This window comes from Acidobacteriota bacterium (genome assembly GCA_012729555.1).
GTDB lineage: Bacteria > Acidobacteriota > UBA6911 > UBA6911 > UBA6911 > UBA6911.
Genome location: JAAYCX010000061.1, coordinates 1 through 23,430 on the forward strand (window position 1 = coordinate 1; position 23,430 = coordinate 23,430).

Below are 23,430 nucleotides of genomic sequence, written 5' to 3' on the forward strand. Positions count from 1 at the left end.
GCTGGCCCTCCTGGCCCTGGTCCTCTACCCCGTTGTCTGGCTGGTGCTGCTCCCCTTCCGGGTCCTGGGCGTCGCCGTCGGCGGGGTGCTCGAACTGGTCCGCGCCGTCATCACCCTTCCCGCGCGCGTTTTGCGCAGGATCTGACGCCGCGGCGCGCGAGGGGGCCCGATGAGAAGAGACGAGCGCGAAATCACGGACAGGAAGACGATCGACGGCATCATCGCCCGTTGCCGCGTCTGCCGTCTGGCCCTTTGCGACGATGGACAGCCTTACGTCATCCCCCTCCATTTCGGCTACGACGGTCGCTGCCTCTATTTCCACGCGGCGCTCGAAGGAAAGAAGATCGACATCCTCCGACGCAACGACCGCGTCGCGTTCGAGTTCGACATCCTCCACGGGATCGTTCCAGGGGAGCACGCGTGCGACTGGGGGTCGAGATACGAGAGCGTCGTCGGCTCGGGCAGGGCCGAGATCGTGGAGGACGCCGAAGCCCGAAAAGCCGCGCTCGCCTGCATCATGCGCCAGTATGGCAGCGATATGATCGATTTTTCGGAGAGCGTGCTCGCCCGCACCCTGATCCTGCGGGTGCGCATCCTGGCCCTCAGCGGCAAAGCCCGATAGCTCCGGGTGTCCGACATCCCGATGGACGCTGGAGGCGCCCTTCGGGTATCATGGCCGGGCGCACCTTCGCGCCCGGGAGGACCCGCCCCATGAACGCAAAGAAAGTGACGATGATGGCCGCCATTGCCTGCCTCGCTCTCCTTCTGTCCGGCTCCGGCTGCAGGAAGAAGGCGCCCGAACCGGACGCCGCCGGGGAGTTCCAGTGGCAGATCGACCAGTTCGCCGACCTGAAGATCATGCGCTACCAGGTCCCCGGGTTCGACCGGCTCACCCCGCGGCAGAAGGAACTGGTCTACTACCTCGGGGAGGCGGCGCTCTGCGGACGCGACATCCTATTCGACCAGAACTACCGGCACAACCTCCTGGTGCGCCGCACCCTGGACGCCGTCGTGGCGGGATACGCCGGAGACCGCGACGATCCGCGCTGGGACGAGTTCATGACTTACACCAAGCGGGTCTGGTTCTCGAACGGGATCCACCACCACTATTCGAACGACAAGTTCACCCCCGGCTTCGACGCCGCCTACTTCAAGTCCCTGGTCGAGGGATCGCGGGGGGCGGAGTTCCCCCTGGCCGCGGGACAGACGCCGGACGACCTGGTCGCCTTCCTCACCCCCATCCTCTTCGACCCGGCCGTGGCGCCGAAGAAGTTCATCCAGGACCCCGACCAGGACCTGGTGGCCCGCTCGGCCGTCAATTTCTACGAGGGGGTCACCCAGGCCGAGGTCGAGCGTTACTACGCCCGCGCCGTCGACCGGTCCGACGAGACCCCGGTCTCCCACGGGCTGAACACGCGCGTGGTCAGGAAGGGCGGGAAGGTGGTCGAGGAGGTGGCCCGGGTCGGCGGCCTCTACGGGCCGGCCATCGAGAAGATCGTGTTCTGGCTCGAGAAGGCGGCCGCCGTGGCCGAAAACGACCACCAGCGCCGGGTGATCGAGGCCCTCGTCGACTATTACCGCACCGGGGACCTGGAAAAATTCGACGTCTACAACGTCCTCTGGGTCACCGACACCGCCTCCCGGGTCGATTTCGTCAACGGCTTCATCGAGGTCTACAACGACCCCCTGGGGATGAAGGGGAGCTGGGAAGCGCTCGTCAACTTCAAGGACCTGGAGGCGACGAGGCGGTCGGAGATCCTCACCGCCAACGCCCAGTGGTTCGAGGACCGCTCCCCCGTCGACCCCCGGTTCCGAAAAAAGGAGGTGAAGGGGGTGACGGCCAAGGTCATCACCGCGGCGATGCTGGGCGGCGACTGCTACCCCTCGACCCCCATCGGCATCAACCTCCCCAACGCCAACTGGATCCGCAAAAACCACGGCAGCAAGAGCGTGACGATCGCCAACATCACCTACGCCTACGACCAGGCCTCGCTCAAGTCCCCCTTCGCGCGGGAATTCGCCCCGAGCGACGAGGTCTTCGAGCGGGCGCGCAAATACGGCTCGCTCGCCTCGAACATCGCCACCGACCTGCACGAGGTCCTCGGGCACGGTTCGGGACAGCTCCTGGCCGGCGTGAGCGACGATGCGCTCAAAAACTACAGCTCCCCGGTCGAGGAGGCGCGGGCGGACCTCTTCTCCCTCTACTACATCATGGACCCCAGGATGGTCGAACTGGGCCTTCTACCCGACCTCGAGGCGGCCAGGGCCGAATACGACGGCGAGATCCGCAACGGCCTCCAGACCCAGCTCACGCGGGTCGAGCTCGGGAAGGAGATCGAGCAGGCCCACATGCGGGCCCGGGCCCTGATCGCCCACTGGGTCTACGAACACGGGAAGCCGGAGAACGTCATCTCGCGCGTGACGCGTGAGGGAAAGACCTATTTCGTCATCAACGATTACGAAAAGCTGCGGGCGCTCTACGGCCGGCTCCTCGGCGAGGTCCAGCGGATCACGAGCGAGGGGGATTACGGGGGGGCCCGGGACCTGGTCGAAACCTACGGCGTGCGCATCGACCGCGAACTCCACCGGGAGGTGCTCGACCGGTTCGCCCGGCTCCGGATAGCCCCTTACGGCGGCTTCGTCAACCCGGTCTACCGCCCCGTCGTCCAGGAGGGGCGCGTCGTGGACGTCGAGGTGGACCTCACCGAGGGTTACGTCGAGCAGATGCTGCGCTACGGCCGGGACTACTCCTTCCTGAAATAGGCCGCCGGAGGACCGCCATGGCTGAGTGCTCGTGTGAGGACGCCTCCGCGGTCGACGCGCTCGTGGCGCGCCAGCGGGGGACGCTGCGCGCCGTGCTCGGCATCAACGCCGTCATGTTCGTGGTGATCGCCGCCGCCGCGCTCTACGGCCGCTCCTCGGCGCTGCTGGCCGACAGCCTCGACAACCTCGGGGACGCGCTGACCTACGCCCTCAGCCTTTGGGCCGTCGCGCGCGGCGCGCGCGTCAAGGCCAGGGTCGCGCTCTTCAAGGGCGCACTGATCCTCGTCGCGGCCCTCGCCGTCATCGCGAGGGTCGCCTGGTCCCTCTTCGTTCCCCTGACCCCCGTCTTCGAGGTCATGGGGGTTTTCAGCCTCGCGGGCCTGCTGGCCAACTCCGTCTGTCTTTACCTGCTTTGGCGCCACCGCCGCGAGGACATCAACATGAGCTCGGTCTGGGAATGCTCCCGGAACGACATCGCCTCGAACCTCTCGGTCTTCGCCGCCTCCGGGGGCATCTGGCTCACCGGCAGCGCGTGGCCCGACACCGCGGTGGCGCTCGGCCTGGCACTGCTTCTGGTCAGGTCATCGCTGCGGGTGATCGGCGGCGCCCGCAGGGAGCTGCGCTCCGAATGAACCGGCCCGGCCGGCCCTATTTCGCCCTTTTGGCGATGATCTCGTCGCCGCCCGGGCCCCCCATGCCCCCCTCGATGCCGCGCGTGAAGCGGATTTCGTCCCCCGCGACCTTCCCTTTCCAGACGACCTTCATGGTCTGCTCCCCGATCACGCGCTTCAGGGAAAAGGAGAGGGTGTCGCCGTCGATCTTCCCCTCCTCGATGGCGACGGCTCCCGGCATCGCCGAGTTGTCGAGCGTGCCCGTCAGTGTCTCCCCCGCCGCCTGGAAGACAAGGGTGATGGTGCTCTCCCCCTGCCCCTGGCCCCCCGGCGCGCTCGCCACCCATTTCCCCGTCACATCGGCGGCCCAGGCCGCGGAAAGCATCATCGTTACGGCAACGGCGATCATTAAAATTCTGCCCTTCATGAAAATTTCCTCCTTGTGCGGTTTGGATTTTGCATGATTCTACCCCATCCGGGGCGCCGCGAACCGGAAAAATTCGCGCCGCACTCCTTTCCGCCGGACACTTTTCGGTTGAAAACGCCCTCTTTTTGGGACGTAATTCCGGAAGGTCATCTCAGGTATCCGGAGGAATCACGCATGAGACTGCGTATGACGGGAATCGTAATTTTGTGCCTCGGTCTTTTCTGCGCCCTGTCCCCGGCCGGCCGCCCGACCCTTGCCGCCGGGCCGGCCGCCGCGGAAACCATCACGGTATACAACCCCATGGGTACGCCGCCGCCGGTCACGCTGCGGCCCCAGGCGCCGCGCCTGGACACCCTGGAAGGCAAGACCCTCTATTTCGTCAACACCGGCTTCATCGGCGGCGACCGGCTCATGGCCGTCATGTCCGACTGGTTCAAGGCCAACTATCCCGGGACCCGGATCGTGTACAAGGAGAGCGGCGCAGGGGTGTCCGCCCTGAGCCCGGCCCTGTGGGACGAAATCACCAGGGAGGGGGACGCCGCGATCGTGGGCCTGGGGCATTGAAGCCTCTGCGCCCCGGGGGCGGTCCGCCTCGCCATCGACATCGAATCCAAAATGAAAAAACCCGCCGTGCCCCTCATCCTCGATGACTTCGAGCCGCAGGAAAGGGAGGTGGCCTCGAACCTCGGGATGCCCGGCCTGCGCATGCAGTTCTTCCGCGGACCGGTATGGGGGAAAACCCCCGCGCAGCTCCAGAAGCAGGTCATCGAGGGGAACAACCCCGTCACCGGCAAACCGGTGATGCGCGAACTGGTCGAACTGCTGACCCGCCCCCTGGCCGCCGGGGAACAGAAGACGGGCGAGCTTCGGCGGGACGCGGGACCGGAAACCTACACCGGCACCCCCGACGAACTCCACAGGCTGTTCCTGGAAAAGCGCTACACCGACTTTCTCCCGGTGGTCCTCCCCACGGAGGAAAGGGTGGCCGAGATGCTGAAGTTCACCAGCCGCCGGCCCGACGACGCGCTCGGCAGGATGAACCCGGGTTCCGAAGCCGGGGAGAGCTGGACCTACACCGTGAAGACGGCCGCCATCAACGCCGTCATGGCGGGGGCGGACCCCGAGTACTTCCCCGTCATCCTGGCGCTCGGCTCCACCGGCATGACGGCGGTCAACGTCTCCGACAACGGCTTCATGGCGGGGGCCGTCATCAACGGGCCGATCCGCGACGAGATCGGGCTCAATTACGAGGAGGGGGCCGTGGGGCCCTTCGCCCGGGCCAACACCACGATCGGCCGGGCCTGGAGCCTGCTGTCGATCAACGGCGGCAACTGCGGCAAGGTCGGGACGACCTACATGGGCACGATCGGCAACCCGATGAACCTGATCGGCATCATCATGGCGGAGAACGAGGAGCGCTCCCCCTTCCAGCCGCTGTCGGTGAGGCGCGGGTTCAAGAAGGGGGAGAACGTCGTCACCCTCTTCATGGGATGGGGCATTCTCTCCGCCAAGAACTGGGCCGCCACCGTCTGGGGCCCGAACATGGACTACCCCGGGATCATCAAGGAGATCTACGGCACCCAGGACGGGCACCTCTTCGGCACCTGCGCGGTCCTGAGCCCCCCGATCGCCAACTTCATCCGGGACGCCGGCTACGACACGGTGGAGAAGTTCACCGAGTGGGTCACGGGCCAGGCTCCCGGCGCCAAGCGCGCCCCCGCGGGTCCCGAGATCAACCTCGGCGTCCGCAAGTCGGGCGGGACGTTCACCGTCATCGTCACCGGCGGGTCGAACAACAACTACTTCAGCATGGGTGGGATGGTGCCGGCTCAGTCGGTCCGGATCGACGACTGGCGCTAGAGAACCCCAACCGCCGCGAAGGGAACGCGGGAACGGCCGTCATCCAAGGCCGTTCCCGCGCGCCCGCACCAAAGGAAAACAACCATACTATAGATCTCCGCCGGCCTCCTTTTCTTTACACCCGCCCTCCTGTAACGTCGATTTCGGCTCACTGCGGCACCTTGATTCGCCTGAAGCCGGTGATATTGACATCCCGGAACATCGGCGTGCGGGGGGGGAGCAGGCTCGGCTCGAGGAACTCCACGTCGAATTTGTATCCCCGCGTCGGGGGGGAATAGACGTTCGTGCAGCACTTGTAGGTGCCCACCGCCTGGCGGTTATGGAACAGGCTGATGAGGGAACCCCGGTAGTTCAGGTCGCGGTCGGTCCAATCCTCGAGAAAACGGATGAAATTGTGCACCCCGCCGTCGGTCCCGAAATCATCGGGCTGTCCGGAGGGGCGGTCAAACGCCCTGCCCTTTCCCGAGATCAGGGCCGTCCGGTAGAAGGTGTCGGTCGCCCTTCGCCCCGAAGGCTTGTGGGGGTAGAGAAACGAATCCCTGTCGTTCCAGTTCCGGGAGAGGAAGGTGACGGCGTCGGCGATGACGGCCGAGGCCACGTGCGGGGCCCCGAAGCTCCCGTTGGCGTTGTAGTGCCCCTGAATGTAGACCGCGTTTTCCGAGGCGACGGTCAGGCCATGCGGGATCCCCTCGGTGTTGGTGCCGAGGTTGATGGAGGCCCCGTTCACGAGCTTCAGGGCGCGCCGGAAGAAGAGCGGCCGGTTGCGGCGCGCGATCGAGGCGCTGACCTTGGTCCAGGGGCGCGCCGTCCCGTCCAGGGGCGCCGCGCTCCCCGGCGGCAGCCGCGGAATCCTGCCATAATCCTCCAGGAGACCGTTCCCGTTGACATCCTCGGCCTCCTCCAGGCGGCCGTCGGGGGAACCGGTCGCGGCGTTCCCGGAATTCACGAAATCCTCGAACCCGTACTCCGCCGTCTCCCGGCCCGAGGGGTCACGGTTGGTCCGCCGGTCCGAGAAGTAGACCACGTACCCCGTCTCGTCGATAGCCCCGGTGCCGCTGCCGCCGATTTCGCCCCGAAACCAGCGTGCCAGGTTGCCGACGTCCAGCTCCACGTAATGCATCACCCCGCCCAGGAAGGCCGCACTCTCGTTCGTGGACACGTTGTCGCGCGGGTTGCCTTCGCGCGTGTCGTACAGGACATTGGGCCAGAAATTCCCCGCGCTGTCGTTCTTGCAGCTGGAGGCGTCATCCTTGAAGCGCTGCAGGCGGATCACGGCATTCGGATGGTCCCCGCAGGAGACATACCCGCCGAGGTTCCTCCCCGCGATTCCGAGGGACAGGATCTCCTCGGTCACGTCGTTCCAGGCGCGGTTTCGGTCCTGCATCTCGACCTTGATGAAGCCGCCGATCAGCGGCGTGCCCGCCTGGGAGCGGAACCCCTCGCTCCAGGTCCCCGCCGAGGCGTACCGGGTGCCGTCGGGCGCCTGCGTGTCCATCCGCTGCGGCGCCGGCGCCGTCGCCGACGGCAGCCCCCCGAGGTCGGATTCGGTGTCGGACAGGAGGATGCGCAGGCTGGCCATCGAGAAATACCTCTGCGCGAACACCTCCGGGCTGGTGCTGTCCTCGCCCGGGAGGGGCCTCCGGATGATATCGATGGGGGCGGCACCCATGCTCACCAGGGGCAGGTCCATCCGCCGGGCGCCGGTGCGCCAGTTCCGCAGGCTGCCCCCGTAACGACCGACCGAGAGGTTCGTCCAGAGGGGTTCATTCTCGGCGGACCCGACCTGGCCAACCAGGCTCCCCTCGTTGCGCCCGAGGTTATGGGAGGTTCCGGAAGAGGATGCGACGCTGACGGGACCGTTGTAGGTGGAGGCCGTGGATTCGCCGTTGATCATGTGGGTCCGGATGACTTCGCCGAACGCGGTGACCTTGTCCCGAAGGTACAGGGTGTTGCCGCCACGCTGAGCCAGGTACAGGTGTCCATTGGTATGCACCCGCCCGCCGAAATCGAAGGAGGGTCCCGCATGGAAGCTGAGGTCGGTGTCGGAAAAAACGCCGAACTGAAAAACGGGGACCGCCACGGTCTGCAGGCTGCGCTCTATCTGCACCTCCGACTGTCCGGGGGTTCGCGCCGTGACCGTCATTGTATAGGGGGTGATGAGTCCGAGGAGTCCCTCGTAGGGGCCGGAGGGGACCGTGCGCGTTTCCGCCCTTGGATTGCCGTTGGCATCCAGGGGATAGCTGATCTGGTATCCTGGCCCGCCTCCCGGCGCGACATAGGCGATCCCGGGGAGCGATGGGGAGGCCTCCTCCAGGCCGTCGATCTCGGTGACTGACGGGGCGTAGTCGGTCTCGAAAAGGGTGCCCAGATCGGCCGTGAGTTTCTCGAGGCCCGCCAAGGCCCCATAGAACGCCTGGTTCCTCGCCCGGTCCATCCCGATCTGCTCCTGGTTCGAGTTGACCGACAGGACAAAGGCCTCGAGCAGCGCCCCTAGAAGGACCAGAACGAGCAGGGTGGTGATCAAAGCGATTCCGCCTTCATTCCTTGGATTCATCGTGTACCTCGTTACCGGTATCGGTCGATATAAGAGAGACTGCGCAGGCTGACCTGCGTCGTCAGGGTGCGGCGCACGTAGGCGCCCGTTTCCCTCATGACCCTGCCGGTTCGCCCGGCCAGCAGGAGGTTGACTTTCCGGATCTGGGCGGGGCTGTTGGGGGCCAGGGGAATCTTGATGTCGGTGGGATTGAGCGCGCCGTCCACGAGATCGTAGCTGAACTGCAGGTTCTCCAGCACCTCCGCAACGGCCGTTGCGGGCCGGTCGTTGATCCGGCGCATCAGCCGCGTAAGGCCGGGGTCCAGGGGGGAGGGTTCCAGGTAGTAGGTGATGAGGTGGATCCGCCTGGCCGAAGTCGGCGGAAAATGACCCTCCTCGTCCATCAGCCGCGTCACCGATCCCGGCACCCCGGGCTGGTTGAGGCGCATGGGATCGTCGGCGTCGAACAGGATCTTCTGTCCCGAAACCCGCGTGACGTATTGAAGGGCGGACCCGAGGGCGTTGCTCAGGCAGATCAGATCGCCGCTGCGTACCGGGCGCGGGCCCGAGATCGGGGTGCGGGAATCGACGGTGACGCTTGAACCGTTCTCCCCGATCTCCACCAGTCGGTGGGTGTCCAGGGCGATCGAGCCGTCCGCATACAGGATGTTGACAATGTCCGTGGCCCCCCCGCACACAACCGGGCCCAGGGCGGGTCCTGGATTGACCGCTGCAATCGTCTCCGAGGCGAACTCGAGCTCACCGTCCCGGGGCCCGGGACGGGTGATCGGCTCGGCGTCCTCCCCCGAAGGAACGGGAACGCCCCCGACGGGGATGCCCCACCCGGCACCGATAAAGTCCTCCACCAATAGCTGCATTCCCGTGCGCAGGTTGTGGTCCAGTTCGCTCACCTCCACGGCTTTCTCGTGGAGCCGCAGCGAATCGTTGAACGCCCCCAGCGTCCCCGCGAGCACGAGAAGCGTGATGCAGATCGCGAGCAGCATTTCCGTCAGGCTGAATCCCTCTTCCCGTCGCATAGGTCCCTCCCTGATCCCGCCGCCTCCGGTCCGGGAATCGAGCCCCCGAACGCCCCCGGTCAGGCGAACGGGGAGATGCAGGCAACGATCTGGTACCGCCGGTCCCGGCCCCCGATGCTGTACCGGACGATGACGCGTATCCGGCGCAGGTTGGGACTGAGGCGGGTGATTTCGATCTCCCGGGTGAAGCCGGTGAGCGGCGCGGTCACGTCGTCGGCCGTTCCTATGATGTTGTCCGGTCCCGGGAGCGCGTGCGTTTCGATCCCGCCGTCGTCCAAGGTATTGACCAGCCCGTCCGCCCCCTGGGTCCGCATCGGCTGCGGCCCGTCGAGGAAGACGCCCCCCCGGCTCCGGTTCTGGACCATGTCCCAGCTCGCTATCTTGCGCGCGTCCCGCGAGGTGAACACGCTTTCCATCGCCTCGGACGCCTTTTCCCTGGCGATCTGATGATAGGGAGAGGCGGATACGATCGAGAGCCCCTGGGCCAGGCCCATCGCCAGGGCCAGCAAGCCGCCCCCCAGGATGATCATGGCCAGCAGCGCCTCCAGGAGCGAAAATCCCGCCGCGTCCCGCACTCCTCCATGGCCCCGCATTCTCTCCCCTTTCATGGGATCCATTCCTTTCCCGTCCACCGGTAGCTCCGGATGCGCCCGGAGGCGCCCAGGACGGTCACGGCGCGTATCGAGTCCACCCGGCCGGGGACGGCGATGAAAACGGTGCCGTTGACCGGGTCTCCGCTCCCGTCGGCGAGCGTTCCATCGGCCAGGAAAAACAGGGACGAGGCGCCGCCGAAATCGACGGCCGCCCGGTTCCCGAATCCGTCCGGAGTGTCCGGCACACCTTCGAGCTGCAGGAACCGGCAGTTGTTTCCGAGCCTGACGGTACCCAGCCCGCTGACGGCCGGGGGAGGCCAGTCATGACGCACCAGTTGCACGGCATACGCGCCCTGAAAGCGCACCTCCACGGTCCGCCGCTGGCTCATCGCTGTACTCCGCCCCTTGCGCAACTGGGCCATCACCTGGTTCATCCCCTCGTCGGCCCGCATTCCGGGCAGAATCGCGTTCATGCCGAGAAGGCCGAACCCGGCCAGGATGCCCGCCAGCATAAGCCCCAGAATCACCTCCACAAGGCTGAATCCCGCTGCGGCCGAGGGACGGCTCACCGGTTTCATGGGCGTCCTCCTTTCCCTGTCTGCATTTTGCCCCTAAAGCCCCTGCTTGGCCTTTTCGTCCATCAGCGTGAGATCTTTAGGATTTTTTTTCGACTATCGGGTGGGAGGGGCCGCGCGGGAAGCGCGGACCCCATTTGACTGTATGACGCGGGAGTCGCGTTTTTATTTACATGCAATTTCATATTCACTCGCCCCCGGTTTCGGGTATGATAATTGGGACTGTTCGCCGATTTCGGGTTGTGCCGGTATCATGAAGACATCGAACGAAGACGTGCTAGGCGACATCCTCCTCGGCTTCGGGCTCGAGGGCAGGGATCCGCGCCGTGCCGATCGGGACCTGTCCCGCGCCCCTGCTCCCGGGCGGACCCGGAGCGACGCGATCTCGCGCGAAAACATGGAAGCCGAGGTCACGGAGCTGTTCCGCACCAACGCTCCCTCGCTCTCCCGATATGCCGCCACCTTGGCCAGGGAACCGGCGGTGGTGCAGGACGGCCTCCAAGAAGCGTTCCTGCGCTATTTCGTCGCCAGGACGGGGGGACAGCGCATCAACAATCCCCGGGCCTGGCTCTTCCGTGTCCTGAGAAACTATCTGCTGGACTGCAACCGGAAGACGCTCCTCGCCTGGAAGGCCGATCTCGAGGACGCCGCACTGGTCGTGGACGCCGGCCAGGACCTCGAGGCCCAGTACGAACGCAGCGAGGTCTTCAGCCTCGCCTTGTCCATGCTCTCCCCCCGCGAGCGCGAATGCGTACAGCTCCGGCTGGAAGGCTTCACCTACGCGGAAATCGCGGAGATACTGAAGATCCGGATAGGCACCGTTGGAGCCCTCGCCGCCCGCGGGCTCAAGAAAATCCACTCGGGCAGTATCAAGGGGAAGAGGGAATGATTCTGCGCCTGATCCAGAAAGCCACTTCTCACCGCTGCGGTCATTTCAGCGACGGCCTGTTGCTCCGTCTGGACGGCGACGAGATCCCCGCCCGGCGCCGGGCCTGCATCGAAGAGCACCTGGAACGCTGTCCCCGCTGCCGTGACCGGGTGGAACGCATGCACCGGGAATGGAAGGAATTGGAGGCGATGGCTTCCCGCTTCCAGCCCCATCCGCTGGTTTCCGAACAGGACCTGATGGAACGGATCCAGGCCTCCATCAGGGACTGGAACGAACAAAATCCCGCCGAAGAGCGAACCGGAGACCCGGCGGAGCCGACTCCCCGCCGGGCGGAGAAGTCCGCGGGCTTTGGGCCGAAGGCCGACTCCCCCTGCGCGTCTGTTTTCCGCGCCGTGACGGGAAGGAGGAGGGCCAAGGCCTGACAGGCTGATGCGTGGACCTTTCTACTGCATCAGGACGGCGGCCACCGCCGCCGCCGCGGTCGCCAGCCCCAGGAGAAGCAGGTAGGCGTAGACACGCTTCTGGACCCTTTTCCTGTACCGTGATTCCTCCCAGAGGTAGCGGAGGTGGGCGATCAGGAGGAAGGTATCCCTGAAGCCCCCCCTCCATGTAGGCGGCATCGGCGCCAGTACCCCGCTTTCGTGGAAATGCCGGAATCCCCGAAAGATCAGCGCCCCTACCTTCCCCTTGCGGATGCGCAGGATGGAGGCGATTTCGGTACAGGCGTATCCCTCGATTCGAAGCCGTACGCATTCGCGCTGACACCGCGGGAGCGAAGCCAGGGTCCGGCGGAACAGCCGATGGCGGGTATCGGTCGATCCGCTTTCCGGTTGCGCGTCCGGCGGGAGGTCGCCGGGGTCCTCCCTGGCGCCCACCAGGGAAAGGATATGTTTTCGCACCGCGCGGGTCAGCCAGATCCGCGCGTCGCCCACTTCCCGGCCCCGCATCCGGGCCGCGAAATGGCTCACGAAGGCATGCTCGACGGCATCCTCGATTGCCGAAGTCCGGGCGGTCAGGGCGGTCGCATAGCGGAGGAGCGCATCGAGATGCCGCCTGCAGAGCTCCAGCGATTCCGCCTCCAACCGGGCAGCATCTCCACGAATCTTCCGGCGGTTTCGATGGCAAATCATTTGAAGGTCCCGAAGGCCGCTTTCCGGCGTGACGCCGTCCCCGATCCGTCGGGGGGGTGACCGCCAGCGCACCCAACGCCAATTATAATCAATTATCCTATAGTATACACTGGGGCACGGTCCGCAATTTCATACAAAAGCAAATAATTGTAAAATGGTACCCCTCTACGGTATCCGCAAAATAAATGATAACCGTTTCTCCTCCCGTCCGTTGTACCGGCTGGAGGAGAAACCATGAAAAAGATCACCGCAGCCTTTCTTTGCCTTTTCGCCTTTTCCATCCCGGGCTCGCTCCGGGCGCAGCCGGCGCCGGTCCCCTCGGGAGAGACGGCCGCCGGCCCGTCGGCCCCCGCAAGCGATGTGGAACTGAAATCGGTGCGAGAGGAACTCTTCGGGTTCCTGCGCATGAGCCCGAGGCTCACGATGGCGCTTTCGACCGACCCGTCGCTCCTCGGTTATCCCGATTACGTGAACCGGCACAACCCGGGGCTGGCCGCCTTCATCGGAAGCCACCCGGAGATCGCACGCAACCCCGAGTTTTATCTGTTCGCCCACCTTCCGGGGAACTCGGGGGGCAACGTCCCCTTCCTCTTCCAGCGCGCCGTGTGGCCCGAAAGAGGCGGGGGGTCGAACGGCGACACCATGGTTGCCTTCGTACTCCTGGCCATCATCGGCGCCATCCTCTGGCTCCTGCGTCTCCTCATGCAGAACCGGCGCTGGAACCGCGTCTTCAGGGTGCAGACCGAAATCCATACCAAGCTCCTGGACAAGCTCAGCGGCAACGAGGAGCTGTTCCATTACCTGTCGAGCGACGCCGGCAGGAAATTCATGGAGCTCGCCCCCGTCAGCGCGGCCCTGGCGCAGCCCGGCATCACCGGGGGGGCCGCCGCCCGCATCCTGGCGCCCCTGCAGCTGGGCCTCGTCTCGACCCTCTGCGGCGCGGGGATCCTCTTCGTCCGGCGCTATCTCGGAGACCCGCAGGCGCTGCTCCTGGTCGGCACCCTGGCCCTGATGCTCGGGATCGGCCTCATGCTTTCCGCCGGGATTTCCTTCATTCTCTTCCGACGGCTGGCGCTGAGACCGGGTGAGGCGGATGCAGACTGACGACCGGAGAGGCGCCGGACTTTCATGAAAAGGGAAAAGGGCGTACACTGCACGCACCGTCATTGGAAATCGCCCATGAACAGCCGATCCACGGAATCGATCCTGGCCGACCCCCTTGCCGCCGAGGAAAAGGAAGCGGCGCGAGTGCCGATGACGGAAGAGGGCTTCACCCCCTTTTACCAGCGGACGGTGCGGCAGCTGTCCGCTTACGTCCGACGGGTGTCGGGCAACCCCTCCCTGGCCGAGGACCTGGTCCAGGAGAGCTACCTGCGCTTGCTCTCGGCCCGTGCCCCCTGGGACCAGGGGGAGGACGCCTGCCGCCGCTACCTGTTCCGGATCGCCACCAACCTCCTGCGCGACCATTGGCGCCGTCCTGTGGGGAGACCGCTCGGGGAGGTGCCGGAACGGGCGCTCCCCGCCGTCGACCCTCCGCCCGTCGAGAATCCGGATTACGGGAACCTCGGCGCCGCCCTGCTCTCGCTCAGGCCCGTGGAGCGCCAACTCCTCTGGCTCGCCCACGCCGAGGGGATGTCGCACCGGGAGATCGCGGCGGTCACGGGTTTCGGGACGGCCCGCATCCGGTTGGCCCTCTACCGCTCGCGCCACAAGCTCGCCCGGGCGCTGCGCCGAGAGATGATGATAAGGGAGGTACGGAGATGAGGCTCCCCTTCTGCCCGCAGGAAAGAAAAGTAGCCCGGCTGCTCCTTGAGCACCGCTGGCCCCACGACGCGGGGCCCGCGCTCAGACGGCATGCCGAAAGGTGCGGCCGGTGCGCCGGGACGCTCCTGGCGGTGGAGGCGCTCTCGGGGGCGCGGACGATGGACATGGGCCGGATCCCGCCGGTTTCGGCCGGGCATCTCTGGTGGAGGGGGCAGTTGCTCCGCCGCGCCGCCGAGGCCGAGCGCGCGGCACGGCCGCTGGCCTGGGCGGAGGGGCTGGCGCTCGCCGCCGCCCTGGCGCTCGCCGCCGCCCTGGGGGTCGGGCAACGGGCCACGATCGTGGAGCTGTGCGGTACGTTCGCGGGGATCGCGATCCTCGCCGGACTGGGGCTGGTTTTGTGCGTCGGCGGCCTGACGTTCTATCTCTCCGGGCGGAGGGGCTAGGTCCGGAAGAGGAAGGCCTTGACCCGTTCCGGGGTCCAGTGCGAGACGATGCCGGCCAGCGCCTGCAACCGCCGCAGGGTCCGTTCCTCCCCGGTCCAGTGTTCGAGGAGTACGGCATCGTCGACCTGGTTGAGCACCCCGTCGAGGAAGAGAAGGATCACCACGGCGTCGTCGAGCTGGCCGATCCCGGGGATGAAATCGGCGATGATGTCCCAGGGGGAGACCAGGTAGGCGGCCAGGGCCGCCAGGGCGAGCCTGGTCCTCTGCGGGACGCGTTCGTCCACCATGAGCTTCGGGACCAGGAGCGCGATGCGGGGCAGGCAGAGGAGCACCTCCCTCAGCCACGAAGAGGCCAGCGCCTTTCCCACCGCCCTTCCCAACGGAACCAGGTTCATGATCCTCCTCCAGCAACAGGATACCGTCATACCCTCCGTTTGCCAAACGCCGTCACGGGGGTGAAGGACCGCGACCTGATGCGTTACCTCAGGCATCAGGCCCTATTTACTCTTCATATAAGCTTTTTTTGTATGAGCACAGCCGCCGACCAGAATTGCTTTGGGGTGTCGGCCCGATCTGCGCTATAAGGATGGACTATGAAAACCATCGACCTGCGCAGCGATACCGTGACCCTCCCCACCCCCGCGATGCGTAAAGCCATGGCCGCGGCCGAAGTGGGGGACGACGTCTACGGCGAGGACCCCACTGTCAACCGCCTCGAGGCGCTGGCGGCCGCGAGGCTCGGCACCGAAGGGGCCCTGTTCGTATCGAGCGGCACCCAGAGCAACCTCGTCGCCCTGCTGACCCACTGCCGGCGGGGGGACGAATACATCGCCGGGCAGTGGGCCCACACCTACCGCTACGAGGCGGGGGGCGCCGCGGTGCTCGGGGGGATACAGCCCCAGCCCCTCGACTTCGAGCCGGACGGGACCCTCGACCTGGAAAAGGTGGCTGCCGCCGTGAAGCCGGACGACCTGCACTTCGCCCGGACCCGCCTCCTCTGCCTCGAAAATACCATGGCGGGGAAGGTGCTCCCCCTCCCCTACCTCGACGCCGTCGGGGAATTCGCCCGCGAGCGCGGATTGCGCCTCCACCTGGACGGGGCCCGCATCTTCAACGCCGCCGCCGCGCTCAATGTCCACGCCCGGGAGATCGCCCGTCCCTTCGACTCCGTATCGGTCTGCCTCTCCAAGGGGCTGGCCGCCCCGGTGGGCTCGGTCCTCTGCGGGTCGGGGGACTTCATCCGGCAGGCCCGGCGCTGGCGCAAGATGCTGGGAGGGGGGATGCGCCAGGCGGGGGTCCTGGCGGCGGCGGGAATCGTGGCGCTCGAGGAGATGGTCGAACGGCTCCCGGAGGACCACCGCAACGCCGACCGCCTCGCCGCCGGGTTCGGCCGCGTCCCCGGCATCACCGTGGAGGAAGGGGGGGCGCGGACCAACATGGTTTTCTTCACCCTGGATGAAGCGCTCCTGGGGCGGTGGGGGCCCTTCATGGCCGCCCGCGGCGTCCTCGTCGGCGACCACCCCGGGGCGGTCCGGGCCGTCACCCACTACGGGATCGACGCCGCCGACATCGACGCCGTCGTCGCGGCCGCGGCCGACGCGGCGGCCGCCTGCCGCGCCCGCTCTCCCCGTTCCCGGCCGGCGGAGGTTTGAAATTCCGCGTTTTTCCGTTATGCTGGCCCCTATCGGACCCTTTCGGCCACGGCTCGCCATGAGCCGGCCGTGTCCACCGGAAAAGTCTCATCATGGGAGGAAACATGGAAACCTACATGGATAAACTCGTCGCCTACGGAACGCCCCTGGCGCTCAAGATCCTCGCCGCCGTCGCCATCCTGGTGCTGGGGCGCATCCTGGTCGGCGTCGTCACGGGTGTCGTTCGAAGAATGATGGAGCGCCACAAGGTCGAAGCCACCCTGTCCAAGTTTCTCGTGAGCCTCACCCGGATCGCGCTCATGACCTTCGTCATCATCGCCGCCATCCGCGCGCTGGGGGTCGAGACCACTTCCTTCATCGCCGTCATCGGCGCCGCCGGGCTCGCCATCGGCCTGGCGCTGCAGGGATCGCTGGCCAACCTCGCCTCGGGCGTCATGCTCGTCCTGTTCCGGCCCTTCAAGGTGGGGGACTACGTGGAGGCGGGGGGCACGGCGGGGACGGTGGACGTCATCCACATCTTCAGTACCGTCCTCACCACTCCCGACAACAAGAAGGTGATCCTGCCCAACGGGAGGATCACGGCCGACAACATTACCAACTACTCCGCCATGGACACCCGCAGGATCGACATGGTGTTCGGCATCGGCTACGACGACGACCTCAAAAAGGCCAAGACGGTCCTGGAAGGAATCCTGCGGGAGGACGGGCGGGTCCTGGCCGACCCGGCGCCGACCGTCGCCGTCATGGAACTGGGGGACAGCTCCATCAATTTCGCGGTCCGCCCCTGGGTCCGGACCGCGGACTACTGGAGCGTCTATTTCGACATCAACGAAAAGGTGAAACTGACGTTCGACCGGGAAGGCATTTCGATCCCCTTCCCGCAGCAGGACGTCCACCTGTTCCAGGAAAAAGCGAGCTGAATCCCCGGCGCCCCCGCACGCAGGACCGGCGGGGGCACCGGGCCCTCAAGGAGCGGAAAGAGATGAAGGTCACAAGAACGCTGCAGAGCGCGCTGTTTGTCATGGTCATCCTGGCGGGAACCGTCGGCTTCGCCGATCCGCCCGCGGCCCCGCCGTACCTCGACCCCTCCCTTCCCGTCGACGTCCGGGTGGACGACCTGGTGGGACGGATGACGCTCGAGGAGAAGATCTCCCAGACGATGAACAACGCCCCCGCCATCGACCGTCTTGGCGTCCCCGCCTACGAGTGGTGGAACGAGGCGCTGCACGGGGTGGCGCGCGCGGGGGTCGCCACCGTCTTCCCCCAGGCCATCGGCCTGGCCGCCATGTGGGACGAGGAGCAGCTGCTGCGGGTGGCCACCGCCACGAGCGACGAGGCCCGGGCCAAGCACCACGAGGCCGTGCGCCGGGGCGAGCGCGGGCGTTACCAGGGGCTGACCTTCTGGTCGCCCAACATCAACATCTTCCGCGACCCCCGCTGGGGGCGCGGCATGGAGACCTACGGCGAGGACCCCTACCTCACCGGGCGGCTCGGGGTCGCCTTCATCCGGGGGCTGCAGGGGGACGACCCCCGGTACTTCAAGGTGATCGCCACCTCGAAGCATTTCGCGGTGCACAGCGGCCCGGAACCGGAGCGCCACGTCTTCGACGCCCTGGCGAGCGACCGGGACCTGTACGAGACCTACCTGCCCCACTTCCACGCGAGCGTCGCCGAGGGGAAGGTCTACTCCTTCATGGGCGCCTATAACCGCTTCCGCGGCGAGTCGGCCAGCGCCCACACCTTCCTCCTCGGGGAGCTGCTGCGCGGCCGCTGGAAATTCGACGGCTACGTCGTCAGCGACTGCGGCGCCATCCGGGACATATACGCCAATCACAGGATCGTGGCGACGGAGGCGGAGGCCGCGGCCCTCGGCATCCTCGGCGGGTGCGACCTCAATTGCGGCAACGCCTACCGCGGGCTCGGCGAGGCGATCGAAAAGGGGCTGCTCACCGAGCGGGATCTGGACGTTTCGGTCAAGCGCCTTTTCACCGCCCGGATGCGGCTGGGGATGTTCGATCCCCCGGAGATGGTGCGCTGGGCCCGCATCCCCTACTCCGTCAACGATTCGCCCGAGCACTCCCGGCTGGCCGAGGAGACCGCGCGCCGCTCGATCGTGCTGCTGAAGAACGAACGGAACGTCCTGCCGCTCTCCAGGCGGCTCCGTACCGTCGCCGTCATCGGGCCGAACGCCGACGACGTCGAGACCCTGCTCGGCAATTACAACGGCACCCCCTCCCGCCCGGTCACTCCCCTCGAGGGGATCCGGGCCAAATTGGGGAGTTCGGGGAAGGTGCTTTACGCGCGCGGGTGCGACATCGCCGAGGGGATGGTGGCCTTCGAGCCGGTGCCCGATTCCGCCCTGACCACGGGTGCGGGAAAAGCGGGGGTCACCGCCGAGTTCTTCGACAACCTGGCCTTCACGGGAAAGCCGGTCCGGACCGAACATCTTCCCAATATCCGGGCCGGGTGGGGCAACGACGTCCCTTACCCGGAACTGACCGACGACCGCTTCGCCGTCCGCTTCAGCGGACGGATCACGGTGCCCGAGAGCGGGGAATACACCCTCCGGGCCGCCGGCGCCTTCGGAAGGCTCCTCGTCGACGGCCGGCCGCTCGGCGGGCCCCGGGGCGCTCCCCCCGAGTATGTCCGGCTCGAGGCGGGCCGGGCCTACCCGATCACGGTCGAAGCGGCCGATCGCTTCGGCGGGATGAACATCGAACTCCAGTGGTCGATGCGGGGCCGGGACCTCCAGGCCGAAGCCGTCGCCGCGGCCCGTTCGGCCGACGTCGCCCTACTCTTCCTCGGGCTCTCCCCGAGGCTCGAGGGGGAGGAGATGCCGGTCCAGGTCGAAGGGTTCCGGGGAGGGGACCGCCTGACGATCGACCTGCCGAAGGTGCAGCAGGAGCTGATGCGGGCGGTCGCCGCGACGGGGACCCCCACGGTGCTGGTGCTGCTGAGCGGCAGCGCCCTGGCCGTCAACTGGGCCGACGCCCACATCCCCGCCATCGTGGAAGCGTGGTACCCGGGCCAGGGGGCCGGCACCGCCATCGCGGACGTGCTCTTCGGGGACTATAGCCCGGCCGGGCGGCTTCCCGTCACCTTCTACCGGTCGCTCGACGGGATGCTGCCGCTCGAGGATTACTCGATGGAGGGGCGCACCTACAAGTACTTCACCGGAACCCCCCTCTACCCCTTCGGCCACGGCCTCAGCTACACCTCCTTCGCCTACTCCGGTCTGAAGGTCCCCGGAACCGTCAAGGCCGGGGACACGGTCGAAGTCTCCGTCACGGTGACCAACACCGGCACCCGTGCGGGGGACGAGGTGGTACAGCTCTACGTCACCGATCGGGAGGCGTCCGCACCGGTACCGATCCGGAAACTGGCGGGCTTCCGCCGCATTCATCTCGGGGCCGGGGCGTCGCGGCGGGTGACGTTCACGATCGACCCGAAGGACCTGTCGCTCATCACCGACGACACCCGCCGGGTGATCGAGCCGGGCGTCTTCGATCTCTCCGCCGGGGGGAAGCAGCCGGGGTTCTCCGGCACGGCCGACGCGGCGACCACGGGGGTGGTCATGGGGCGCTTCACCGTCACGGGCGGCCCCGTCGAGCTGGGACTTTAGAAAGGTTCCGTGCGGGAAAATCAGGACAACGCCCGGAGCCGCTCCCATTCCGACTCCGAGCGCGCGATGCAGTCCTCGATCGCCAGGCCCTGGAAGTAATTGCCCGTAAGCCCCAGCCGCAGCCCTTCGAGCCGCCGGTCGATCTCGGCCACGACCCCGGCATGACCGACCCGGGGGGCGGGGAGCAGGGTCCGCTCTTCGGCCGGCTCCTCGAGGTCCCCGGGGGAAACCCGCAGCAGGTCCGAGATGCGGGCGATCTTCTCCTCCCGCCCGAGGCCTTCCCGGAAGTGGAAGGCGAAGGCGCGCCAGTCGGGGTCGGGGAAGGGATCGCGGGTGACGACCGAGTAGAAAACGTCCTCGACGGGCACCACGAAGGCGCACTCCGGCATCCAGCACCGCTCGCGCCGGACGCGCACGCCGAAGCTCTCGACGGCCACCTGCCCGACGGCCGCGATCGCGGCGGAAAGTTCCGGAGCGAGGTCCCGCACCAGCCGGGCCGCCTCGCGGTGCGTCGCCGCCAGCACCGGGAACCGGGTCTCGATCTCCTCCCCGCCGTCGGTGCGGAGGATGAAACCGCCGCCCGCGGGACGGAGTGATTCGGCCCCCACCCCCGTCCTGACTTCGATCTTTTCATGGGCGGCGATGGCGGCGCAGATCTCCCCGAGGCCGCCCGGGAGCCCGAAGCTCCGGGGGAACTCCTCGCGCCGGGGGCGCTTCTTGAACAGCGACCCGGGGCCCGACACGGGAAAGGCGTCGGCCCGCTGGGAAGGGACGGCGGCGAAAAACGGGGAGAGCACCCGGCGAAAGTTGCCCCGCCCGACCAGGCCGGAGTAATACTCCTCGACCGTGCGCCCTTCCTTCCCCCGGAAGATCCCGACCGGTCCGCAGAGCGCGGCCTCCAGCCAGTTGAGCTTGAGGAGCACCCTGGGGGGGGTGAGCCAGTCCACCCGGCCGTTCTTCAGCAGCCCGAAACGGGCGCGCGCCGGCCCGCGCCGCACCAGCCGGTCGGCCAGACCGGCGGCGACGGCGATATCGAGCAGCCGTGAATAGGAATTGTAGACCGTGTGCGCGCCCAGCTCGTACCAGTAGCCGTCGTCGCTCCGCCGGGAATGGATACAGCCGCCGATCCGCTCCCGCCGCTCGAGCACCAGGACCCGCTTCCCCGCCCCGGCCGCGCGATGCGCGAAGCTCAGCCCGCTGATTCCCGAACCGACGACCACCACGTCATGCACCCTCATCCCACCACCCCCGTAATCTACATGCCCCCCCACCGGACGGCGGCCCCCTCCCCGGAAACCGGGATCTCGACCCCCTCGGCTTCGGCCCAGCTGCGGGCGACCGAGGCCAGGCGCGCGTTCCCGCTCTCCACGAGCACCCGCGCGATCCCGGGATCGCCCCTGGCCTGGAGAATGCCCTCGAGTTCGCCGATGGCGGCTTCATCCCCGATCCCGACCAGGGCGCAGACGGCCCACTCGAGCTGCCGGCGGCTCCCGTCCCGCGCATCGGCGCGGAGGACGGCCAGGGTTTCCTCCCGGTTCTGAAGCACGGCGTCCCGGTCCCTCACCGCGACATTGTAGCGCACCCTCTCCCCGGGCGTAACCGGCTCCCAGCCGAGGTCCGCGAGCGCCTCCGCGGCCGCCGGGCCGGCCCTCCAGTCCCGGAGCGCCTCGACCAGCGCCGGGACCGCCCCGCTTCCCAGGTTCCGGAGCGCGAGCGCCGCGCCGTTCCGCACGTAGCTGTCCCGGTCGCCGAGCGCCTCCGTCAGGGGCCCGGCCGCATCCGGGTGCCCCAGGTCTCCCAGCGCCATGGCCGCGGTGCGGCGCACGAAGATGTCGGAATCCCCGAGCAGGGCGGCGAGCGGGTCCAGGGCCTTCGGATCCCGCAACCGCCCCAGGGCCTCGGCGGCGGAGCGCCGCACCCGGTCGCTCTCGTCCCCGAGCGCCCGGATCAGGCTGTCGACCGCTTCCGCGTCTCCCAGGTCCGCCAGGGCGCTCGCGGCAAAGGCGCGCACGAAGTAGTCGGAATCGCCGAGCAGCCGGATGAGGGGCTCGACCGCCGCCGGGTCCCCCGATTTTCCCAGGCCGACCACCGCCCGGTGCCTCTCGTAGGAATCCCTGCTCTCGAGCTGCGAGAGCATCCCCGCGATCCCCGATTTCCCGCCGGCTTCATCCGGGAAGGCCGGCAGGAGCGCCAGCCCCAGGCAGATCACCCCGAAACCGATCGCCCCCGGCCGGAACCCCCTCCCTGAACGGTATTTTCGACGACTCATGAAACCTCCCTTAAATCGGTGACCCACTGGATTTTCCCCATTTTTGCGGGTATTGTTTAACACTTTAACGGCCACATAGTTCTGCGTCAATGGGGGCCGCGTCAGGTAGAATGGTGTCTTGCCCTCCGGCCCGCTCCCAGGGCATTCCTTCGGGCCGGATTTATCGACCAACGCATTCATGGGTGACGACGATGACTTTCATGCAGAGACTCATCGATTTCTTCGGAAAGAAATCGAGCAAGGCCAAGGGAGGGGGGGACCAGGCGATCATCAAGCAGAAGGCCGGGGGGAAGATGACGGCGCGCGAGCGCATCGCCGCCCTCCTCGATGACGGCTCCTTCCACGAGTACGACCTTTTCGTGGAACACAACTGCCAGGATTTCGGCATGAACGAAAAGGAACTCGCGGCCGACGGCGTCATCACCGGTTCGGGCACCATCGGGGGACGCCCGGTCTGCATCTATGCCCAGGACTTCACCGTCGCCGGGGGCTCGCTCGGGTTCATGCACGCGCGCAAGATCACCAAGGTGATGGATCACGCCATGAAGATGGGGGTTCCCATCATCGGCATCAACGATTCGGGCGGCGCCCGCATCCAGGAGGGGGTCAATTCCCTGGCCGGTTACGGCGAGATCTTCTACCGCAACACGCTGGCGTCGGGCATCGTGCCCCAGATCTCGGTCATCCTCGGCCCCTGCGCCGGCGGCGCCGTCTACTCCCCCGCCCTGACCGACTTCGTCTTCGTCGTCGACAAGATCTCCAAGATGTTCATCACCGGGCCGGAGGTCGTCAAGACGGTGCTCGGGGAGGAGATCTCCATGGAGGAACTCGGCGGCGCCCGGGTGCAGGTCGAGACCGCGGGGAACGCCCACTTCTTCGCCCGCAGCGAGCACGAATGCTTCGAACAGATCCGCAAGCTCGTCAGCTACCTCCCCGACAGCAACCGCCGGAAAGCGGCGCAGGTCGAAAAGAAGGAGCCCCGGCCGACCTACAAGATCGAGACCCTGATCCCGGGCGATTCCAAGATCCCGTTCGACGTCCGCGACATCGTGCGCGCCCTGGTCGACGATTCGGAATTTTTCGAGGTGCAGAAGCAGTTCGCCCCGAACGCCATCACCGGCTTCAGCCGCATCGGCGGGGAGACCGTCGGCATCATCGGCAACCAGGCGCTGGTGCTGGCCGGGGTGCTCGACATCGACGCCTCCGACAAGATCGCCCGCTTCATCCGCTTCTGCGACGCCTTCAACATCCCGCTCCTGACC

Annotated in this window: 24 protein-coding genes; 15 read left to right on the forward strand and 9 right to left on the reverse strand. The window is 67.0% G+C overall.

Annotated features, from left to right (window positions below; all coding sequences use genetic code 11):
* The 4 genes from GXY47_11915 to GXY47_11930 all read left to right on the forward strand — a co-directional run.
* A partial coding sequence (locus GXY47_11915) for a hypothetical protein (protein ID NLV31846.1) occupies positions 1–145 on the forward strand: 145 nt, incomplete at its 5' end.
* Positions 146–169: 24 nt separating this feature from the next.
* Positions 170–622: a pyridoxamine 5'-phosphate oxidase family protein gene (locus GXY47_11920; GenBank protein NLV31847.1), complete on the forward strand. Its 453-nt coding sequence runs from the start codon at positions 170–172 to the stop codon at positions 620–622.
* Between the two features lie 113 nt (positions 623–735).
* On the forward strand, positions 736–2,763 hold the full coding sequence (locus GXY47_11925; GenBank protein ID NLV31848.1) for a dihydrofolate reductase: 2,028 nt from the start codon (positions 736–738) through the stop codon (positions 2,761–2,763).
* A gap of 17 nt (positions 2,764–2,780) precedes the next feature.
* Complete coding sequence (locus GXY47_11930) at positions 2,781–3,395, forward strand: cation transporter (GenBank protein NLV31849.1); 615 nt, start codon at positions 2,781–2,783, stop codon at positions 3,393–3,395.
* A 16-nt stretch (positions 3,396–3,411) separates the two neighbouring features.
* On the opposite strand, the gene GXY47_11935 is transcribed toward GXY47_11930, so the two are convergent.
* Positions 3,412–3,801 carry a hypothetical protein gene (locus GXY47_11935; protein ID NLV31850.1) on the reverse strand — a complete coding sequence of 130 codons (390 nt, stop codon included), beginning with the start codon at positions 3,799–3,801 and terminating at the stop codon, positions 3,412–3,414.
* Positions 3,802–3,987: 186 nt separating this feature from the next.
* Here GXY47_11935 and GXY47_11940 point away from each other — a divergent pair, with 186 nt between their 5' ends.
* Together GXY47_11940 and GXY47_11945 are read left to right on the forward strand one after the other, a co-directional pair.
* On the forward strand, positions 3,988–4,365 hold the full coding sequence (locus GXY47_11940; protein ID NLV31851.1) for a hypothetical protein: 378 nt from the start codon (positions 3,988–3,990) through the stop codon (positions 4,363–4,365).
* Positions 4,366–4,416: 51 nt separating this feature from the next.
* Positions 4,417–5,661 carry a hypothetical protein gene (locus GXY47_11945; protein ID NLV31852.1) on the forward strand — a complete coding sequence of 415 codons (1,245 nt, stop codon included), beginning with the start codon at positions 4,417–4,419 and terminating at the stop codon, positions 5,659–5,661.
* Between the two features lie 148 nt (positions 5,662–5,809).
* On the opposite strand, the gene GXY47_11950 is transcribed toward GXY47_11945, so the two are convergent.
* From GXY47_11950 to GXY47_11965, 4 genes are read right to left on the reverse strand one after another with little or no spacing between them, the layout of a single operon-like run.
* A complete protein-coding gene (locus tag GXY47_11950) occupies positions 5,810–8,215 on the reverse strand; it encodes a hypothetical protein (protein ID NLV31853.1) in 2,406 nt (801 codons plus the stop codon).
* Between the two features lie 11 nt (positions 8,216–8,226).
* Entirely contained in the window at positions 8,227–9,231 is a 1,005-nt protein-coding gene (locus tag GXY47_11955) for a hypothetical protein (GenBank protein ID NLV31854.1), read from the reverse strand.
* Between the two features lie 59 nt (positions 9,232–9,290).
* Positions 9,291–9,839 carry a hypothetical protein gene (locus tag GXY47_11960; GenBank protein NLV31855.1) on the reverse strand — a complete coding sequence of 183 codons (549 nt, stop codon included), beginning with the start codon at positions 9,837–9,839 and terminating at the stop codon, positions 9,291–9,293.
* Positions 9,836–10,402 (reverse strand): hypothetical protein, encoded by a 567-nt coding sequence (locus GXY47_11965; protein ID NLV31856.1) that lies wholly within the window; start codon positions 10,400–10,402, stop codon positions 9,836–9,838. The genes GXY47_11960 and GXY47_11965 overlap by 4 nt, the downstream gene beginning before the upstream one ends.
* 250 nt (positions 10,403–10,652) lie before the next feature.
* Here GXY47_11965 and GXY47_11970 point away from each other — a divergent pair, with 250 nt between their 5' ends.
* Both GXY47_11970 and GXY47_11975 read left to right on the forward strand, forming a co-directional pair.
* Entirely contained in the window at positions 10,653–11,288 is a 636-nt protein-coding gene (locus tag GXY47_11970; protein ID NLV31857.1) for an RNA polymerase sigma factor, read from the forward strand.
* Complete coding sequence (locus GXY47_11975) at positions 11,285–11,710, forward strand: hypothetical protein (protein ID NLV31858.1); 426 nt, start codon at positions 11,285–11,287, stop codon at positions 11,708–11,710. Before GXY47_11970 ends, GXY47_11975 begins: the two co-directional genes overlap by 4 nt.
* Before the next feature lie 21 nt (positions 11,711–11,731).
* Here GXY47_11975 and GXY47_11980 read toward each other — a convergent pair whose 3' ends face one another.
* A complete protein-coding gene (locus GXY47_11980; protein ID NLV31859.1) occupies positions 11,732–12,370 on the reverse strand; it encodes an RNA polymerase sigma factor in 639 nt (212 codons plus the stop codon).
* Positions 12,371–12,652: 282 nt separating this feature from the next.
* Between GXY47_11980 and GXY47_11985 the strand changes: the two genes are divergently transcribed.
* The 3 genes from GXY47_11985 (at position 12,653) to GXY47_11995 (ending at position 14,625) form a co-directional block, all read left to right on the forward strand.
* Positions 12,653–13,522, forward strand: coding sequence for a hypothetical protein (locus GXY47_11985; GenBank protein ID NLV31860.1), 870 nt, complete (start codon positions 12,653–12,655; stop codon positions 13,520–13,522).
* A 75-nt stretch (positions 13,523–13,597) separates the two neighbouring features.
* Positions 13,598–14,182 (forward strand): RNA polymerase sigma factor, encoded by a 585-nt coding sequence (locus GXY47_11990; GenBank protein ID NLV31861.1) that lies wholly within the window; start codon positions 13,598–13,600, stop codon positions 14,180–14,182.
* Positions 14,179–14,625, forward strand: a complete 447-nt coding sequence (locus tag GXY47_11995) for a hypothetical protein (protein ID NLV31862.1) — start codon at positions 14,179–14,181, stop codon at positions 14,623–14,625. The genes GXY47_11990 and GXY47_11995 overlap by 4 nt, the downstream gene beginning before the upstream one ends.
* On the opposite strand, the gene GXY47_12000 is transcribed toward GXY47_11995, so the two are convergent.
* The gene (locus GXY47_12000) at positions 14,622–15,020 is read right to left on the reverse strand and encodes a DUF1232 domain-containing protein (protein NLV31863.1); all 399 of its coding nucleotides are present in this window, start codon (positions 15,018–15,020) and stop codon (positions 14,622–14,624) included. The two genes, GXY47_11995 and GXY47_12000, sit on opposite strands and share 4 nt — an antisense overlap.
* Before the next feature lie 198 nt (positions 15,021–15,218).
* Here GXY47_12000 and ltaE point away from each other — a divergent pair, with 198 nt between their 5' ends.
* The 3 genes from ltaE (at position 15,219) to GXY47_12015 (ending at position 19,899) form a co-directional block, all read left to right on the forward strand.
* The gene (gene ltaE, locus GXY47_12005) at positions 15,219–16,277 is read left to right on the forward strand and encodes a low-specificity L-threonine aldolase (GenBank protein ID NLV31864.1); all 1,059 of its coding nucleotides are present in this window, start codon (positions 15,219–15,221) and stop codon (positions 16,275–16,277) included.
* Positions 16,278–16,381: 104 nt separating this feature from the next.
* Positions 16,382–17,197: a mechanosensitive ion channel gene (locus tag GXY47_12010; GenBank protein ID NLV31865.1), complete on the forward strand. Its 816-nt coding sequence runs from the start codon at positions 16,382–16,384 to the stop codon at positions 17,195–17,197.
* 62 nt (positions 17,198–17,259) lie between these two features.
* Positions 17,260–19,899: a glucan 1,4-alpha-glucosidase gene (locus GXY47_12015; protein NLV31866.1), complete on the forward strand. Its 2,640-nt coding sequence runs from the start codon at positions 17,260–17,262 to the stop codon at positions 19,897–19,899.
* 20 nt (positions 19,900–19,919) lie between these two features.
* On the opposite strand, the gene GXY47_12020 is transcribed toward GXY47_12015, so the two are convergent.
* The gene (locus tag GXY47_12020) at positions 19,920–21,131 is read right to left on the reverse strand and encodes an FAD-dependent oxidoreductase (protein NLV31867.1); all 1,212 of its coding nucleotides are present in this window, start codon (positions 21,129–21,131) and stop codon (positions 19,920–19,922) included.
* Positions 21,132–21,154: 23 nt separating this feature from the next.
* The gene (locus GXY47_12025) at positions 21,155–22,168 is read right to left on the reverse strand and encodes a HEAT repeat domain-containing protein (protein NLV31868.1); all 1,014 of its coding nucleotides are present in this window, start codon (positions 22,166–22,168) and stop codon (positions 21,155–21,157) included.
* Between the two features lie 191 nt (positions 22,169–22,359).
* Here GXY47_12025 and GXY47_12030 point away from each other — a divergent pair.
* Positions 22,360–23,430 (forward strand): methylmalonyl-CoA carboxyltransferase (locus tag GXY47_12030; protein ID NLV31869.1); only part of this gene is annotated, 1,071 nt, incomplete at its 3' end.

Excerpts from the sequence above, each read along its gene's own strand:
- GXY47_11920 (NLV31847.1), top strand. The coding sequence starts at position 170 with ATGAGAAGAGACGAGCGCGAAATCACGGACAGGAAGACGATCGACGGC.
- GXY47_11925 (NLV31848.1), top strand. The coding sequence starts at position 736 with ATGGCCGCCATTGCCTGCCTCGCTCTCCTTCTGTCCGGCTCCGGCTGC.
- GXY47_11930 (NLV31849.1), top strand. The coding sequence starts at position 2,781 with ATGGCTGAGTGCTCGTGTGAGGACGCCTCCGCGGTCGACGCGCTCGTG.
- GXY47_11935 (NLV31850.1), bottom strand. The coding sequence starts at position 3,801 with ATGAAGGGCAGAATTTTAATGATCGCCGTTGCCGTAACGATGATGCTT.
- GXY47_11940 (NLV31851.1), top strand. The coding sequence starts at position 3,988 with ATGACGGGAATCGTAATTTTGTGCCTCGGTCTTTTCTGCGCCCTGTCC.
- GXY47_11945 (NLV31852.1), top strand. The coding sequence starts at position 4,417 with ATGAAAAAACCCGCCGTGCCCCTCATCCTCGATGACTTCGAGCCGCAG.
- GXY47_11950 (NLV31853.1), bottom strand. The coding sequence starts at position 8,215 with ATGAATCCAAGGAATGAAGGCGGAATCGCTTTGATCACCACCCTGCTC.
- GXY47_11955 (NLV31854.1), bottom strand. The coding sequence starts at position 9,231 with ATGCGACGGGAAGAGGGATTCAGCCTGACGGAAATGCTGCTCGCGATC.
- GXY47_11960 (NLV31855.1), bottom strand. The coding sequence starts at position 9,839 with ATGAAAGGGGAGAGAATGCGGGGCCATGGAGGAGTGCGGGACGCGGCG.
- GXY47_11965 (NLV31856.1), bottom strand. The coding sequence starts at position 10,402 with ATGAAACCGGTGAGCCGTCCCTCGGCCGCAGCGGGATTCAGCCTTGTG.
- GXY47_11970 (NLV31857.1), top strand. The coding sequence starts at position 10,653 with ATGAAGACATCGAACGAAGACGTGCTAGGCGACATCCTCCTCGGCTTC.
- GXY47_11975 (NLV31858.1), top strand. The coding sequence starts at position 11,285 with ATGATTCTGCGCCTGATCCAGAAAGCCACTTCTCACCGCTGCGGTCAT.
- GXY47_11985 (NLV31860.1), top strand. The coding sequence starts at position 12,653 with ATGAAAAAGATCACCGCAGCCTTTCTTTGCCTTTTCGCCTTTTCCATC.
- GXY47_11990 (NLV31861.1), top strand. The coding sequence starts at position 13,598 with ATGAACAGCCGATCCACGGAATCGATCCTGGCCGACCCCCTTGCCGCC.
- GXY47_11995 (NLV31862.1), top strand. The coding sequence starts at position 14,179 with ATGAGGCTCCCCTTCTGCCCGCAGGAAAGAAAAGTAGCCCGGCTGCTC.
- GXY47_12000 (NLV31863.1), bottom strand. The coding sequence starts at position 15,020 with ATGAACCTGGTTCCGTTGGGAAGGGCGGTGGGAAAGGCGCTGGCCTCT.
- ltaE (NLV31864.1), top strand. The coding sequence starts at position 15,219 with ATGAAAACCATCGACCTGCGCAGCGATACCGTGACCCTCCCCACCCCC.
- GXY47_12010 (NLV31865.1), top strand. The coding sequence starts at position 16,382 with ATGGAAACCTACATGGATAAACTCGTCGCCTACGGAACGCCCCTGGCG.
- GXY47_12015 (NLV31866.1), top strand. The coding sequence starts at position 17,260 with ATGAAGGTCACAAGAACGCTGCAGAGCGCGCTGTTTGTCATGGTCATC.
- GXY47_12025 (NLV31868.1), bottom strand. The coding sequence starts at position 22,168 with ATGAGTCGTCGAAAATACCGTTCAGGGAGGGGGTTCCGGCCGGGGGCG.